The following is a 15,349-nucleotide window of genomic DNA, read 5'->3' on the forward strand; positions in this document are numbered from 1 at the left end:
AGCCGCAGCTGATGCACAAATCTTTCGAAGCAGCCTGAGGGCAATCGTCTGTCGGATTGATGCATGTTACACGGCCCCCCCCAACAGGGTCGGACCGTGCAATGCATGCATCGAAACCGAACTTACTTGGCTTGCCGTCATTCTCCAGGAGACGTCATTCTAGTTTTTGCGGATGGTGACGCAGGCATTGCAGCATCTACAAAGGAATTTCATGCACGCCATGGCTCTATCCTCTTACGCCGCCCTGATCTGACAAAGGGTGGCCTTCGGCTCATGCATGCCGGTCGATGGATCGTATCCGTAGGTCGTGAGCGTGTTCACGCTCTCGCCGAGTACGATCGGATCGGCACCTTTCGGATACTTGGGACGCAGATCGATGCCTTCGTACCAACCGGCAAAGTGGAAAGGCATCCAGGCAACTCCCTCGCCTACTCTTTCCGTCACAACGGCCTTCATGCGAGCCCTCGAATTACTCTCCGGCCCGGTTACCCAAACCCATCCGCCATCCTTGATTCCGCGGGCGCCTGCATCCACCGGATTGATTTCGACGAACATGTGCTGCTGCAGTTCTGCTAGCCATTTACTGGATCGCGTCTCTTCGCCGCCTCCTTCGTATTCTACAAGCCGTCCCGAACTCAGGATCAGGGGAAACTGCTTGGCAGTGCCTTTGTCAACGGCAGCCTTCTGAATGCTGAAGCCGATATTGGGCACGCGGAATTGCCTGGCATCCGGCAGCGTCGGATAATCAGCCACGAGATCCGGACGGGGGGTGTAGATCGGTTCGCGATGGACCGGAATTGGATCAGGCAAATTCCAGGCGATCATGCGCGCCTTGCCGTTGCCGTGCGGCGAGCAGCCGTGCTCGATCGCGACACGTTGAATGCCGCCGGAAAGATCCAGCGCCCATGACACCGCATCGGGATTGGCACGATTGACGCGTTGGATGACCTCCATTTCCTGCGGAGTCAGGTCCTTGTCCCAGCCCAGTTTCATCAGCACGGCCAGCGTAAACTCGGGGTAGCCGTCCTTGATTTCGGAACCGACCGAATACGACCCTTCGGCAAGCAAATTGTCGTGTTGCTCCTTTTCGACTTCCTGCCCGTTCTCCATCACCTTGCGCTTGACGATGCGTTCGACGCCGAACCGCGCGCGGAACGTGCCGCCGCCTTCGCTTACCGGAAGATTGGTATTGTAGAGAATCGGCGTGCCGGGATGTCTGTACTCGGGCGTCCCCCAGCACGGCCACGGCAGGCCGTAATAGTCTCCACCCACTTCCGGATCATCCTTCGGCGCCCGCAGGGTGACCAGATCGAATTTGGCTTGGTTCCTCATGTGCGCCTTGAGCCTCTCCGGCGATTGTCCGCAATAGCCCGTCGACCAGCCGCCGCGATTGATCTCGCGCAGAATATCCTCCGCCGACACCGCGCCGTTTTCTACCTTGATGTTCTTGAACATACGGTCGGCGAAACCCAGCTTGCGCGCGAGCAGATAGAACGTCTCGTAGTCGTTTTTCGATTCGAACGCTGGGTCCACGATCTTCTCACCCCACTGCAGCGAGCGGTTCGAGGCGGTTCGCGAACCATCCATCTCGAAGCTGGTGCAGGCCGGTAAAAGATAGATGCCGTTCTTGCGTTCCGAGAGCACCGACCATGCGGTCGGATACGGATCACACACAACCAAAAGTTCGAGCTTTTCTATCCCTCGCTTGGCTTCCGGCATCCGGGTGATCGTGTTGACGCCATGCCCCATGACGAACATCGCCTGCACATTGTCGGGCTGTGTGACCTGATCCTTCGGCAATAAACTCGCGTCGAACCAGCGCGTGCTCGGAATTCCCGGACTTTCCATCAGCGTTTTGCTCGCGAAGCGCGAAGCGATCCAGTCGTAATCGATCTCCCATACCCTGCACCAATGCTGCCAGGCATCCTGGGTCAGGCCGTAGTAGAGTGGCAACGTCGTCACATCGAGGCCGAGATCGGTAGCGCCTTGCACATTGGTGTGGCCGCGAAAAATATTGGCGCCGCCTCCGGGACATCCGACGTTGCCTGTCGCCAGCAGCAGTATGCAGCTGGCACGGACGTTCGCTGTACCGGTCGAGAATTGCGTCTGCCCCATAGCCCAGATCAATGTTGCGGGCTTCTCTTTGGCGAACATTTCCGCGACATGGCTGACCTGTGCTTCAGGCAGACCTGTAATACGCTCGACTTCCCGGGGCGTCCACTTCGCGACTTGCTTGCGGATCTCGTCGATGCCGTACGACCGCTGGTGGATAAATTCCTTGTCCTCCCAGCCGTTCTGAAAGATGTGCCAAAGCATGCCGTAGATCGTCGCGATGTGGGTTCCGGGGCGAACACGAAGATACTCCGTCGCGTGCGCGGCCGTTCGCGTCATTCGTGGATCGATGACGATCATGTTGGCCCGGTTCAGCTCCTTGCCTTCAAGAATGTGTTGAAGCGAAACCGGGTGCGCCTCGGCTGGGTTGCCGCCCATGACCATGATGGTCTTGGCATTTCGAATATCATTGCAGCTATTGGTCATCGCGCCATAGCCCCAGGTATTGGCTACCCCGGTGACCGTCGTGGAATGGCAGATACGCGCCTGGTGGTCGGCATTGTTCGTGCCCCAGAAGGCCGCAAGCTTGCGGTTGAGGTAGGCGGCTTCATTTGTGAACTTGGCGGATCCAAGCCAGTACACCGAATCCGGTCCGGACTTCTCGCGAATTTCAATGAGCTTGTCCCCGATCTCGTCGATGGCCTGCTCCCATAACAGACGCGTCCATTGGCCATCGACAAGCTTCACGGGGTAGCGCAAGCGGCGCTCACTCAAGACGTCATCTCGAACCGCAGCGCCTTTGCAGCAATGCGATCCACGATTGATCGGGCTGCCATAGTCTGGCTCCTGCCCGGTCCACACGCCGTTCGTGACTGTTGCGATAACCGAACAACCGACGGAACAATGTGTGCAGATGTTCTTACGGGTGTTAACTGTGGCACCCGCGGGAGGCGGCGGGCCGGCTTCCGCCTGGCGAACGCAACCGAGCGGTAAGTCGCCAAGCACCGCCAGCGCACCGATGGTGACGCCCGAGCGGTTCAAGAAGGCACGGCGATCAATACCCGTGCATGGTGGAGACGGCGCGACAGCTGCTTGCCCACGACTGCGACGTTCCGACTTCCTGAACAGCATGCGCGCCTCCTTATCGGGCGGGATAGCTGTTGACGCGATAGAAGTTTTGAACCTCGGCTGAGTTCGCCCGGTAACGGGGCTTCCGCTTACCGCTACCCGTGGGCTCAGCCACGATGGGCTCGATGGTCAACGTTCCAGCGGTCGCGGCGGCAGTGCTTACAATCGCGAGGCGAAGCAGATCACGCCGGTACACGGCTGCCTGGACACGTCCCTTCATACACAAGCCTTTCCAAGTGGTTCCAACGGGCGTTGGAGATCAAACTCAATTGTCACTATGCGCACAGCACGAGACGTGGGCATGATGACAAACATCATTTTCTAGACGGACTTTTTTGACCCCGTATACGGCATCAGCAAACCGCAAGGCCGGACCGGCAATGGGGCCATTCATCGGGGCTCTCCCTTCGTGCAGCCACGTCACGCGTTAGTACCTAGGAGAAGGATCAACGATGCTCTTGGTCGCACCGCCCGGCGCGGGTTGCATGTCTGGCGGTGTGCCCCCCTGTGGACTTGTCGGTGGAGCGCCGCCAGTGCCGGTCGATAGTGGGCCGGTCCAGCCCTGTGGCTGGGGTTGACCCTGATTGTCCGGCAATACTGTACGCCCGGTACTCCAAGGAGCATCTCCCGACTTTTTATCTTCACTCTGCGGCTGGGCTGCACCCATGGAGCTGCAAATGCCCAGGATGAACGCGGCAAGCGCGACGCAGGTATACGAACTTCGCATGTGGTCTCTCCCTCTTGTCGGACCAGCGGAGCGATGAACCTAAGCCTAGACGCGTGGATTTCGCTCAGCATCGGCTGGTCGTAATCGAGATTGGCAACCGTAATCCCACCCGAAGCGGCCATAACAGCGACACAGCTCGAGGAGAGGGTCGGCGGACGACTCAACGACACGTCTGCTTGGCCTACATGATCGACATGGGACATGCGGCAGAAGTCCAACTTTGTTCAGATCAGCCTATCCAGCAGCGTCGAATCTTCTCAACACTCGGCCGTCTTTCGTTCCAGGAGTACGGAAGCGTGGCACAGTATGCCGCTGCAGTTGTCTTAGGGCCTTGACGGGGATCAGTTTTCATGAATGGGAGATGCTCAGCTGAGATCCTCATCAAACGGTGATGCTTCAACAGCAGACATTCCACGAAAGAGGCTGCGCACCAACTCGTCGCCTTTATCTTGGGGCCAATCACTAGAGTAATCCGGTTCGAAATCGGAGCGACCTGGTAAGACCGAACAGGCGCGCGACCAGGACGAGCTTCGAAAGTTCGCCGACAATCAATGTGACGCGACAACAACCAAAAGCCTGTGCCAATCAGCGCTGGTTTGAACTTTGACGGCAAAATTGATGACCCTCAATGAACATCGAACCATGATGTCCGATGCTCCACCACCGAGGTACCGAGCAGAGGAGTAAACCTGAGATGAGGATATTGATCGTACTAACCTCGCACGACCGACTTGGGGACACTGGGAAGAAGACTGGCCTCTGGTTCGATGAACTCGCTACGCCCTATTACATCTTCAAGGACGCCGGCATCGTTCTCACACTTGCATCTCCCGACGGAGGCCTGCCCCCGGTCGATCCAAGAAGCGAGTGGGCCGAAGCGGAGACCGAAGCGACTATTCGCTTTCAGCGCGATAGTCATGCACAAACCGAGTTGGCGAACACCCGGACGCTGTCGAGCATTTCGGCCCGCGACCATGATGCCGCCTTCTATCCAGGCGGCCACGGGCCGTTATGGGATCTCGCCAATGATCCCCACTCAATCGCACTGATCGAAACCATGGCCTGCACGCGTCGTCCATTAGGGCTCGTCTGCCATGGGCCCGGCGCGTTGCGTTCTACCAGGGCATCCAATGGGCTGCCCCTTGTCGCCGGCAAATCCGTCACCGGATTTTCCAACCTCGAGGAGGCTGCAATTGAACTGACTGACGTCGTACCGTTCCTGGTCGAAGATATGTTGAGGAACAACGGCGGCAACTATTCCCGGAAAGAGAAATGGCAGCCCTATGCCATCTCCGATGGCGACCTGATCACGGGACAGAATCCAGCATCCTCGGAAGCTGTTGCCAACGCTCTACTCGATCGACTGGGGATCAAGGGCCAGACGCAAAAGTTGGTGACGTCGCGGCTCGGAGCGCTTGAATAGTACTGCGGCCTGCCCGAATGCAGGCGCCGGTCAATTGGGAAAATCACGCAGGCGCTCGTCGAGTGAGCAGCAGCGGTCAGCGACGGGACAGCGCCATCGCAAAAATGATACGGTTATGGCTGTGATCTTTGCGCCGCGCTCAAGTTCATTCTTGGGTTTGATAATCCAGGCAAAGGAGACCTCCCATGAGCCCCGAAAGCCTTATGCCGTCCTGGTCATCGTCGCGCTCGTCTGTTTTGCAATCGTGCTGGTGCTGTGGGCACGCATCGGTACCAATGGACCTGCCAGCATGGACGCAAAAAGAAAGTCGCCCGAACCACCCGAACAGCCCGGACGCCACGGCAAGTGCTGGGTCTGCTAAGCGCTTGAAACCCTTTCTAGGTTCACTTAACCTGTTGACCGGCGACTTTACCGACTTTTCGCTCCTGCCCTTCCGCCAGCAATGCCTTGCGGACCAGCTTGAACTCCTGCAGCGAAGCAGGGTCGACCTTGGGGAACTGCAAATCGAGCCTGTTGAGCGCGCTGACGACAGTGGAGCCGATCACCACTCGCGCGAACCATTTGTGATCGGCCGGTACCACATGCCACGGCGCCGCCTCGCTTGAGGTATGCCTGATAACCTCCTGATACGCCGCTTGGTATTTCTCCCACAGTGCGCGCTCGGCGATATCGGCCATCGAAAACTTCCAGTTCTTCGAAGGCTCATCCAGGCGCGCGAGAAAGCGCTGGCGCTGTTCTTCCTTCGATATGTTGAGGAAGAATTTCAGGATGATTGTGCCATTGCGCGCGAGGTAGCGCTCAAAGGAAGAGATGTCCTCAAACCGCTCGCGCCAGATATTCCTGGTAATCAGCCGGTCGGGAATCTTCTCCTTAGCGCGAATCTCAGGATGCACCCGCACCACCAGGCACTCTTCATAATAAGAACGGTTAAAGATGCCGATGCGGCCACGCCGCGGCAGCGCGATCACGCTGCGCCACATGAAATCATGATCGAGCTCAAGCGTTGACGGCTGCTTGAAGGAATGGACCTCGCAGCCCTGCGGGTTGATGCCCTTGAAGATGCTCTTGATGGCACTGTCTTTGCCGGCGGCGTCCATGCCTTGGAAGATCAGCAGCAACGACCAACTGTTCTGCGCGTAGAGCTTTTCCTGGAAATCACTCAACCGTTTGTGGTTGGCCTCGATGATCTCCTCGCCCTGGCCCTTGTCGAGACCTCCCCTCTCCCTGGTCTTCTGCGATTTGAGGTGAAACTCGCTCGATCCGTCGAAGCGGAACGGAGCTACAAAAGGCCTCAACTCGGCTGCGAAAGAATGCGAAGGCTTTTTGTTCATGGTGGTTGAGGTGTTGGTCGGGGGTGGCCCGCAGTATGAAATCCGGTGCAAAGGTATCGAAAGCGCGATTCGCTTCTTCCTGTTCAACGATCAGCATCGTCTCGTTGGCTGGAATCAATTTCCAGCGTGCAACTCTGCGCCGCTTCGTTTGAGACATCGGCGACCGCATTACGTATTTTTACGGTGCGGGAATTCGCAGCATTTAGTTGAACGTTCTTGCGAGGCGATCGTTCATCTTTCCGGTCGGTTCCCTCGAAAAGCGTTACCCCCAGCCAAAGCAAGGGTGCGAGTATGAATATAAAAACTCATCCCGTGGCCTGCTATCGGTGGATACTCTCGGTACAACGGCGCGCAGTGAAGCGGCTGGATCGTTCGCCAAGATTAGGCCCGCCATCATGTTCAGGAAATTCCCAAATAATGGGCCGTGCGTCCGGACGGTTAGCGGCAGATCGTTGATCTAATGCTTCCGCAGGATTTCGCTGTCTCGGATATTCAGAACGAAGCGACGATTGAGGCCATCGCCGAGCCGCTTTGTCATCTCGCAGCCAAAGGAAGGCCAGAATGCCCAAGTTGAAGACCAAATCAGGCGCAAAGAAGCGCTTCAAGGTGACTGCCACCGGCAAAGTAATGGCAGCCCACGCTGGCAAGCGCCACGGCATGATCAAAAGAACCAAGAAGCAGATTCGGCAGCTTCGCGGCACCCGCGTGCTGTTCAAGACCGACGGCGACAACATCAAGAGATACTTCTTGCCGAACGTCTGAGCGCGACCCGCGATCACGCTCCCGCTTAGCCGAGTCGCGCCCCCGCTCGACCCGGCATGTCGCTTTTCCTCTGCTGGTGGGGACAAAACGGACATTGAATAAGGGAAATGTGAGCAGTTGCGAATTTTACGCTCACGCGAAACGGGCCAAATGTTCAGTGGTTCTCCTTAGCTAACCACCCCTTGGATCCGCCACCCACCGGCTTGCGATCCGTCAATGCGAATGGCCGGGCCGGGAGGGATATTGAGCCAGCTCAAGCGGAGTGGCGAACATGGATACGGAACAAATCATTCTAGGCCTGTTGCTGCTGCTGTTAGTCGGTGGCGTCGCTTATTACCTGTTGCAGCATGGATCGCAGGCCCTGCGGCCGGATCCGGCAACGCGGCGACAAGCCGACTTGCGACGGCAATCGGAAACCCAGCGGGATTTTCAGCGCGTCTTTTCAATGACGAGCGCGCAGGGGAAGGAGGGCCTGATCAAGCGCTGGATGGATCGGACCGGTTGCGACCGCACGGAAGCCATGCGACTGGCAACGGAAGAGTGGCGCCGGGATAACCGCTGAAACCCAAGTCTATCTCCAAGTCAGTTAAGCGCTAGGTCCGGTTGCGCCTTTAGCCCTGACTTGCTTTACGGCCGTCAACCAGCCTTCCGACGGACCAACCGGCGCGCATTCTTTCGATCAGGCGGCCGACGACATCTGTCATGAGACCATTCATGACGCCGCCGGACGTTCTTCAGAAAATCAGCTGCACCGTATGCCTCGACCAGCGCATTTTCGCCCGCTGCTTGGATCGACTGTTTGCTGATGCCGCGCCTCGATGGCGTTTCGGGCGCGAGACCTCTATCTAACCATCTCCTGAACTCAGTGCGCTAGTGAGGATTGTCCACGGCCAAGTAGCGGCGCATCGTTACATTTATTAACCATCTGCCATGACATGCACTCATCGATGCGCCGGCCATGTCGAGTGATGTTACGGCAGGACCCGGTCAGAAAACGCGTCGCTTTGAGCTCGGCAGCGCCCAATTCTCCCGGCGCCCTGGCCGTCAGATAGAGTTCGATCAACGGCGTTGCGCCGAACCCTGCGAGCTCAAGGCGCATCATACGACGACATCGGCCGGTCCGCTCCTTGCGTGCGCACATGATGCAGGTAGCTCTGTTCGAGAGTCGCGGAGGTTGCGTGATATCAACGCGCCGCGCCGTCCGACCTCCATGATTGATGAGATGGCTGGCACACTGGTTGCCACATTCGTTGTGCCCGAGCGCGAAGGAGCATCGCATGAACAGAAATGTACCCTTAAATTATCTTCCTGATCGCGATGGTCTGCGTTGCCATAGTTCTGATGATCTGGGCCATGAAAGAAACAAGCACCGGACGACGGGAGTTCCAAGCCTCTGGCACGCCGCGAAGCGCATATACGCAACCCAATGCGAGCCCCGTTCCAGCGGTTCCGGCGCCCAATAACGATACCCATGCCGACAGCGCCAGGGGCAGCAGCAGTCCCCAAAACAAAAGCCGGTAGCGTAGTTTATCAGGGGGGAATTGGCCTACTGAGCAACATCGTCCGTGCTATGCACCTTCAGGACCATGGCCCCTGTACGGCGGAAGCATTCCAGGGAAAGCCTCGCGGCGCGTGCTGTGCTGTCAGCCACTGATCGGTAGTGAAAGCCTCGATGGCCCAAGAGCCGTTGAACCGGCCGAGGCCGGAGTTCTTCTCGCCGCCAAACGGACAGGTCGGCAAATCGATGACAGGCTGATCATTGACATGGGCCATACCGACCTGCATTCGCTGGGCAAAGTGCATGCCCCGGTGCACGTCGCGCGTGAACACGGCGCCGCTTAATCCAAAACTTGTTTCATTGGCTACAGCCAACGCTTCTTCGGCATTGCCGACTCGGAGAATCGGCGCCACCGGCCCGAATATTTCCTCTGCTGCAAGTTCCATTTCGTTAGTAACGTTTACGAAGATATGCGGTGGCAACACCAATCCGTTCGGCTCGCCGCCGAGCACCTGCTTCGCGCCGTCTTCGCGCGCGCGGCCAATGCGTTCCATCAACTTGCGAAGCTGCGAGTTGTTGATGATCGGGCCGACCATGGTGTCACTGTCGCTGGGATCGCCGATTTTCAGCCTCGCGACCCGCGCGGCGAAGCGCTCGACGAACGTATGATAAACGGCCTCCTCGACGATGATGCGGTTAATTGCGATGCAGATCTGGCCCTGGTGCAGAAACTTGCCGAACACTGCGGCCTCGACGGCCTGATGCAGGTCGGCGTCCGCGAGCACAACGAAGGGAGCATTACCACCGAGCTCCAGATCGACACGCTTGATGATCGGCGCCTTCGCCGCAAGTTCCGCGATGTTGCGGCCGACTGGCGTCGAGCCGGTAAACGAAACCACCCGCGGAACGGGATGACTGACGAAAGCGTCGCCGATTTCGCTGCCCGCGCCGACCACGACGTTGAGGAGACCCGCCGGCAGGCCGGCTTCCTCGAAAATTTTCGCTAACAGTAATCCCCCTGTCACCGGTGTATCGCTCGCCGGCTTCACCACGACGGCATTTCCCACCGCCAGTGCCGGCGCGATGGTGCGGTTGCTCAGGTGCAGCGGCCAGTTCCACGGACTGATCGCGCCGACAACGCCGACCGGTTTGCGCCGCACCTGATTTTCCTTGCCCGGAATGTCGGACGGAATGATGCGGCTTTCGACGGCATGCGGGACCGAGGTGGCCCAAAGCATGACGGTATGAGTCACTTCCCACTCGAGGTTCGCCTTGAGCCGCGTGCTGCCGGATTCACTGATCAGCCAATCGACGATTTCACCGCGGCGCGCTTCCATGATCTCTGCTGCCCGACGAAATACATGCGCTCGGGCGGGCGGTGCTGAGGCAGCCCACTCCACCTGAGCCTTGGCACCCCCTGCAAATGCCGCATCAAGATCGCTGCGATCGGCCTGCTTGATTTCGAGGAGGACGTCGTCGGTATAAGGATTTGTGTCAACTAACCTGCTTTCTGCCCGGCCGTGGCGCCAGTCGCCAGCGATCGGAAGCAGCTCGAGGTGGTCATAAGGTTTCAGGTCTATCGTTTGAACTCTCGCGCCAAGCTCCTTTGTGGCTTCGCCTCGATCGGAATTCCGTTTGGCAGTACGCGCGGCCATGTCCTTCACCTTACCAGGTTGGCTTCCGTGACCGACGATGACGATGCTCCACTTGAGGGCCGTCAACGTAATTGTCGGGAGCATCATGCGCCATCAGTCAGTCTCGCTTAAGGCGGCGTTGCCCACGCCTTTACAGCCCACCTGCAGCGCGCGGCATGGCATCAATAAAATCTCGGGATCGCGCCTCCGTGCGGCGTCGGCCGATCCGACAAGTCAAGCATGATTTCATCAACGTAACACCAGCCCCAGCCTTCGGGCGGATCATAGGCTTCAATGATCGGGTGATTGGTTGCATGAAAATGCTTCGTCGCGTGGCGGTTGGGCGATTGATCACAGCAACCGACATGACCGCAGGTTCGGCAGACGCGCAGATGCAGCCATGGATCGCCCAGTTGCAGGCATTCTTCGCATCCAAGGGCACTGGGAACGACGTCGCGAATTCCCGCCAAATGCCTGCAGCCTTGTGCCATTCCATACTCAATGTCTGTTCTACTTCAATGATAGCATAGCGTGCGGGCCGGCTGGCCTGCCTTGACGGTCGTCAACTTTCCAGTGCTTCTGCCTATCGGGGCTGCATCCCCCATGAACAGATATGCGTAGCACTCACCGTCATCGGCTCGACAATTGTAGATCGAGCTTGTGGGTTTCAATGAGGGAGCCCAATCGTTGGAACTGTCGACGCGCGACCCCGTTTCACTCACGATCAATCATGGCCGCCAGCACCCCGCCAAAATCAGAGGAGGTCGTCTACCCTGCCGTTGTGGGCACTCTCCTGGTGGCTCTTACCAGGTTAACGGCAGCCCGGCTGACCGGCAGCTCTTCTATGTTCAGCGAAAGTGCGCGCTCCTTTGTCGATACCGGCAACGAGGCACTGCTGCTCTATGGTTATTACCGGTCGCGCCGGACACCAGATCCTAGTCACCCATTAGGTAGGGAACTATATTTTTGGGGCTTTGTGGTCGCGCTGCTGCTCTTCGCGGTTGGGGCTGGACTGTCTGTCTACGAAGGAATCACGCATATTGCGGAGCCTTCTAAGATTCAAAGCATAGTCATCAACTACATCGTTCTTGCGCTTTCGGCTGCATTCGAAGGCACATCTTGGTGTATTGCGCTCATTACGTTCCGTGCCGTGAAGGGCGATATATCTCAGCTACTGGGACGCCATCAGGCGCAGCAACGACCCGCCCTCTTTCATGGTACTTCTAGAAGACACGGCCGCGCCAATAGGCATCTCGATCGCCGCCCTCGGCATCTTCCTTGCGGATCGCCTGCAGATTCCGTCTATCGATGGCATCGCCTCGATTCTGATCGGCAGCATTCAGGCGATCTTGGCGCTGGTCCTGGCGCGAGAGAACAAGGAGCTGTTGATCGGCGAGCGCGCCGATGAAGCAATCAGCACCTCGATACTTGAGCTTGCGGCAAGACACCGGGACTGGAGGGCGCAACGGCGCGCTCACTGTGCATCTTGCCCCGGACAGATTGTTGTGACACTGAGCCTCGAATTTTCGGATGATCTCCGCACGCCAGAAATCGAGCAATGTGTAGAGTCACTTGAGCGTCGCATTCGGGAGACGCATCCTGAAGTCGATTCCGTTTTTGTCAAACCGCAGACAGCCCGAACCTTCCAGTCCTCCCGCAAGGCCAGTTCGCTGAGCGGCTCCGGCCCTAACCTTGAACGACGAGCGAAGGTTCGCTTGGGCCAAAAACCAGGACTCCGACCTGCTCCCTCCCCGTCCGCTCTACCTCGAAAACGGCTATCGGTGGCTGGCGCCATTAAGACACCTCGCATTCACGAACCACCGCCTATGAACTCGCAAGGCTCCTCAGGCTTCGAACCGAAAGCGATTACCGTCCAGTTGCCTTCGCGACGCGGCTACGTGCCGCGTGACCAACGAGTCGGCGAGCAGGCTAGAGTCCCTCTCGAGGAGATCGCTCAAGTAGTTGCGGCTGAGCAGAGGGTGAAGATCGGAGCCGTGAAGCCTCTCCGCCCTGGCGTCGCGGATTTCGCCTCGACCTCCAACGTGCTTCATTCGGCAATGCGAGAGCTCCCTTTCTGCAAATCTTTACATGCGGTGTTGTAGCCGAAACACGAATCTCACTTGAGGTGGCGTCCATTCTCGATCACCGATCGCAGCTCGCGCTCAGGTGCTTTGCTCAACAGTCCGGAATGCTTCATGAGAAGTCGATCATTGTAGACGGAACGGTTGTCTGGGTTGGCTCCGCCAATCTCACTTGGCGCGGCATCAAGCAAGCACTTGAAGCGTTGCATGCCTCCGCAAAATTGAAAAACGGTGCGGAACAGCGTCCATCGCTTCGACGATCTTTGGAATCGATCCGTGCCTCTGAGCACCGTCGTTACTCTGACGCGGCTCCATCCAGTGATAGCGACGAATTCATCACCACAAGCTGGCTTGCCATTTCGCCTGTTCGAGTAAGACGAAAGCAAGGTCAGATCGTGTAGACGGAATTACCGATACCGACATTCAGTTCGGGTAATTAGTCGACCGGCTTTTCCTTTTCGTTCCGTCGAGCGGATCGAGCATCTGCGCCATATTCTTGAATGTGAAATCGGTCCTCCAACCCCACGCTCCGAATCTACGGTTTGCGCGGTGACTACCGGTGACATCGCGGAACTAACTGCGACACCCGTTGTCGCACCATTTTCAGGCTGCGCTGTTGCTTCGAGCGGTTGGATACAGTGGAGAATCGGAGCGACGGAGAGAGTGTCAGTCAATCCCTATTGAAAGACAAAGCATTTTCGATCTTCCGGCGCCCAAACCCACAATTTGAGCTACGGAAAGAATGGGTTTCGCCCGCCCCAAAGGTCGAAACGCGCGGCCAAGTTATGGGAGGAGCAGACGACCGGCTGCCAGCGGAATTGATGGTCGCAGCGTTTGGCTATTAGTCCTCCGGCGAGCTCCAACCTAGCAAACGCAAAGCAACCCAGAAAATAACTCCCTTGGTGTTGACGCTTCGAACAGCAAGAGGTCGCGACCATCCGCCATGTGATCGCGGATGGCGCGATTTCCTCGGACGAAAGTCATGTCACCCTCCCGCAGGCTACCGTAAGCGCGAAGCAGGTCGCGTTGTGGTCGCGGCGTCAATGTTGTTGCCTCACGTGATCGAGTTCAGGAAGTCGTCAGACTGCGCCTCAGTGAAGTACAGATGCGCGTGCGGAAATGCGTCCAGTCCGATCTGACGCACGTGATTCCGATGTTATCGAGCGGGCGCTCCGAGTTGTTGGCGACCGCCATCACGAAATCGAACGGCACCTGCCTCCTCAGCAGCACATTCTGCGTGTGGACGATCGCAAATGGCCGTGGTGGAGCGCTCCACGAAGCGGATCAAGGGGCCGGCGCACCGCCGAGCGCGCGCATGCGCCGCTCTAGCACGGCCAGCACCGGCGCCGACAACTGCACAAGCAGCATCGGCGCCGCTTCGAAAGAGAGGCAAAAACTCGGGGTACGACGCTCGACGAATCTGAGGGATGCTCGGGACTGCACTCCTCCTGGCGACATCGGCCCCTATTCGCAACCGGGTTCGGCCTCCTCGCCCGCGCTGAATTGCTGCGCTGGTTCCCGGAGGTCGCGCAGGAACTGTGCTCGGCCGTGCAACCATTCTCTGCACGCTCAGCCTTTGCGTCTACATTGGAGCGGTACGATTGTTCCGGGTGCACGAACTTTCGGAACTAAACGCATTGCTATGGCGCAAATCTCCAGCAAATCGAGAAGCGACCTGACGAAGCAGTGCTCACCGACGCGGGCTCGCCCCCTTCGCGAGTAGACCGCGCGCGACAGTCCGGCATCACCTAGCTGGCGAGGCCGCCAAAGCAAGCCACGAAATAGCCGGCATGCGGGGCCGGCAATTCGAGATTCATAGAATTTCCGATGATGCTCCGCGATCCCGCGTGCGCTGTTCGGCTCGTCCGTCGGCTTGCAGATCGACAAACCACGACTTTGCGGGCGGGCCCATCACTTCTCCCGGTCGCCTATTTCGCCGAACCAGGCGCAATAATATCCAGCGTAAAGTTGCGGCATTTCCAGGTTCACTGAGTCGCCGACGCCCGGCACGACGACGAGTCGGCAGTCCGGCATTACTGTTGCAGCCGGACTTCTCCTTCAGGACGTGGAGTTTCGAGATGTGGGCTGACTGCGCTTAAGGTTTCCCGCCTTCCGGAAGTCGCGCGGGAGCACACCGTACAGGGCCCTGAAGCTTCGGCCGAAATGAGTCATGTCCGAAAAACCCCAGCCTCGGGCTATTTCGCTCACCGTCCTATGGTTCTGCAGCGGGTCTTCCAACGCTTGTCGGCAGCGTTGGAGCCGCATGGCCAATACAAGCCGCATGATCGAGGTGCACTCCTTAGCGAGTAGGTCATTGGCATGACGGACACTCACTCCGGCAGCCTCGGCCACGGTCGCGGCATTGAGCTTAGGGTCGCTGAGGCGCGCTTCAATTGCTGAACGCACGCGCAATAGCGACAACGCCCACGAAGAAATGCGTGACCTTGATGAGCCGCAGGTACCGAGTAGCGACATTGCAACTAGATCGACAACCTGATTGCTGGCGATTTCCTGTGCGGTGAAGGTCAGCCGATCGGAGATACTGGGCAGCATCGCCAGGAACGACGAGGTCCAACGATTGTCGGGATTGGATGGCTTCAACGCAATCGCGGTCAGATCGCGAATCCTTCCCACACGGGCTTCGAGCGCGCCCCGCGCGACTTTGACAACAAGCAACTTTGAAGCCGCCGAGAATCTTGCGGCATATGGCAAG

At 58.1% G+C, this 15,349-nt stretch carries 11 protein-coding genes and 1 pseudogene; 7 read left to right on the forward strand and 5 right to left on the reverse strand.

What is annotated here, in order from left to right; all coding sequences use genetic code 11:
• Window positions 1-234 precede the first annotated feature (234 nt).
• Window positions 235-3,183, reverse strand: a complete 2,949-nt coding sequence (locus PMN64_RS04870; protein WP_411779900.1) for a formate dehydrogenase subunit alpha — start codon at window positions 3,181-3,183, stop codon at window positions 235-237.
• Between the two features lie 1,418 nt (window positions 3,184-4,601).
• Here PMN64_RS04870 and PMN64_RS04875 point away from each other — a divergent pair.
• Together PMN64_RS04875 and PMN64_RS04880 are read left to right on the forward strand one after the other, a co-directional pair.
• Window positions 4,602-5,330, forward strand: coding sequence for a type 1 glutamine amidotransferase domain-containing protein (locus tag PMN64_RS04875; RefSeq protein ID WP_411779901.1), 729 nt, complete (start codon window positions 4,602-4,604; stop codon window positions 5,328-5,330).
• 115 nt (window positions 5,331-5,445) lie between these two features.
• Window positions 5,446-5,691 (forward strand): hypothetical protein, encoded by a 246-nt coding sequence (locus PMN64_RS04880; RefSeq protein ID WP_411779902.1) that lies wholly within the window; start codon window positions 5,446-5,448, stop codon window positions 5,689-5,691.
• Between the two features lie 22 nt (window positions 5,692-5,713).
• Here PMN64_RS04880 and PMN64_RS04885 read toward each other — a convergent pair whose 3' ends face one another.
• The gene (locus tag PMN64_RS04885) at window positions 5,714-6,661 is read right to left on the reverse strand and encodes a polyphosphate kinase 2 family protein (RefSeq protein ID WP_411779903.1); all 948 of its coding nucleotides are present in this window, start codon (window positions 6,659-6,661) and stop codon (window positions 5,714-5,716) included.
• 561 nt (window positions 6,662-7,222) lie between these two features.
• On the opposite strand from PMN64_RS04885, the gene rpmI reads away from it, so the two are divergent.
• Window positions 7,223-7,423, forward strand: coding sequence for a 50S ribosomal protein L35 (rpmI, locus tag PMN64_RS04890; protein ID WP_141340122.1), 201 nt, complete (start codon window positions 7,223-7,225; stop codon window positions 7,421-7,423).
• 271 nt (window positions 7,424-7,694) lie between these two features.
• On the forward strand, window positions 7,695-7,985 hold the full coding sequence (locus tag PMN64_RS04895) for a hypothetical protein (protein WP_411779904.1): 291 nt from the start codon (window positions 7,695-7,697) through the stop codon (window positions 7,983-7,985).
• Window positions 7,986-9,001: 1,016 nt separating this feature from the next.
• On the opposite strand, the gene PMN64_RS04900 is transcribed toward PMN64_RS04895, so the two are convergent.
• The gene (locus tag PMN64_RS04900) at window positions 9,002-10,642 is read right to left on the reverse strand and encodes an aldehyde dehydrogenase family protein (RefSeq protein ID WP_411779905.1); all 1,641 of its coding nucleotides are present in this window, start codon (window positions 10,640-10,642) and stop codon (window positions 9,002-9,004) included.
• A 95-nt stretch (window positions 10,643-10,737) separates the two neighbouring features.
• Window positions 10,738-11,046, reverse strand: a complete 309-nt coding sequence (locus PMN64_RS04905; protein ID WP_411779906.1) for a UBP-type zinc finger domain-containing protein — start codon at window positions 11,044-11,046, stop codon at window positions 10,738-10,740.
• Window positions 11,047-11,285: 239 nt separating this feature from the next.
• Between PMN64_RS04905 and PMN64_RS04910 the strand changes: the two are divergent.
• The 3 genes and pseudogenes from PMN64_RS04910 to PMN64_RS04920 all read left to right on the forward strand — a co-directional run.
• A pseudogene (locus tag PMN64_RS04910) lies at window positions 11,286-11,621 on the forward strand (cation diffusion facilitator family transporter); the annotation flags it as partial.
• A gap of 148 nt (window positions 11,622-11,769) precedes the next feature.
• A complete protein-coding gene (locus tag PMN64_RS04915; RefSeq protein ID WP_411779912.1) occupies window positions 11,770-12,657 on the forward strand; it encodes a hypothetical protein in 888 nt (295 codons plus the stop codon).
• A 23-nt stretch (window positions 12,658-12,680) separates the two neighbouring features.
• Window positions 12,681-13,037, forward strand: coding sequence for a phospholipase D-like domain-containing protein (locus tag PMN64_RS04920; RefSeq protein WP_411779907.1), 357 nt, complete (start codon window positions 12,681-12,683; stop codon window positions 13,035-13,037).
• Window positions 13,038-14,694: 1,657 nt separating this feature from the next.
• On the opposite strand, the gene PMN64_RS04925 is transcribed toward PMN64_RS04920, so the two are convergent.
• Window positions 14,695-15,349 (reverse strand): helix-turn-helix domain-containing protein (locus tag PMN64_RS04925; RefSeq protein WP_411779908.1); only part of this gene is annotated, 655 nt, incomplete at its 5' end.

The organism is Bradyrhizobium sp. UFLA01-814 (assembly GCF_046718885.1).
Taxonomy (GTDB): domain Bacteria; phylum Pseudomonadota; class Alphaproteobacteria; order Rhizobiales; family Xanthobacteraceae; genus Bradyrhizobium; species Bradyrhizobium elkanii.

Excerpts from the sequence above, each read along its gene's own strand:
- PMN64_RS04870 (WP_411779900.1), bottom strand. The coding sequence starts at position 3,183 with ATGCTGTTCAGGAAGTCGGAACGTCGCAGTCGTGGGCAAGCAGCTGTC.
- PMN64_RS04875 (WP_411779901.1), top strand. The coding sequence starts at position 4,602 with ATGAGGATATTGATCGTACTAACCTCGCACGACCGACTTGGGGACACT.
- PMN64_RS04880 (WP_411779902.1), top strand. The coding sequence starts at position 5,446 with ATGGCTGTGATCTTTGCGCCGCGCTCAAGTTCATTCTTGGGTTTGATA.
- PMN64_RS04885 (WP_411779903.1), bottom strand. The coding sequence starts at position 6,661 with ATGAACAAAAAGCCTTCGCATTCTTTCGCAGCCGAGTTGAGGCCTTTT.
- rpmI (WP_141340122.1), top strand. The coding sequence starts at position 7,223 with ATGCCCAAGTTGAAGACCAAATCAGGCGCAAAGAAGCGCTTCAAGGTG.
- PMN64_RS04895 (WP_411779904.1), top strand. The coding sequence starts at position 7,695 with ATGGATACGGAACAAATCATTCTAGGCCTGTTGCTGCTGCTGTTAGTC.
- PMN64_RS04905 (WP_411779906.1), bottom strand. The coding sequence starts at position 11,046 with ATGGCACAAGGCTGCAGGCATTTGGCGGGAATTCGCGACGTCGTTCCC.
- PMN64_RS04915 (WP_411779912.1), top strand. The coding sequence starts at position 11,770 with ATGGTACTTCTAGAAGACACGGCCGCGCCAATAGGCATCTCGATCGCC.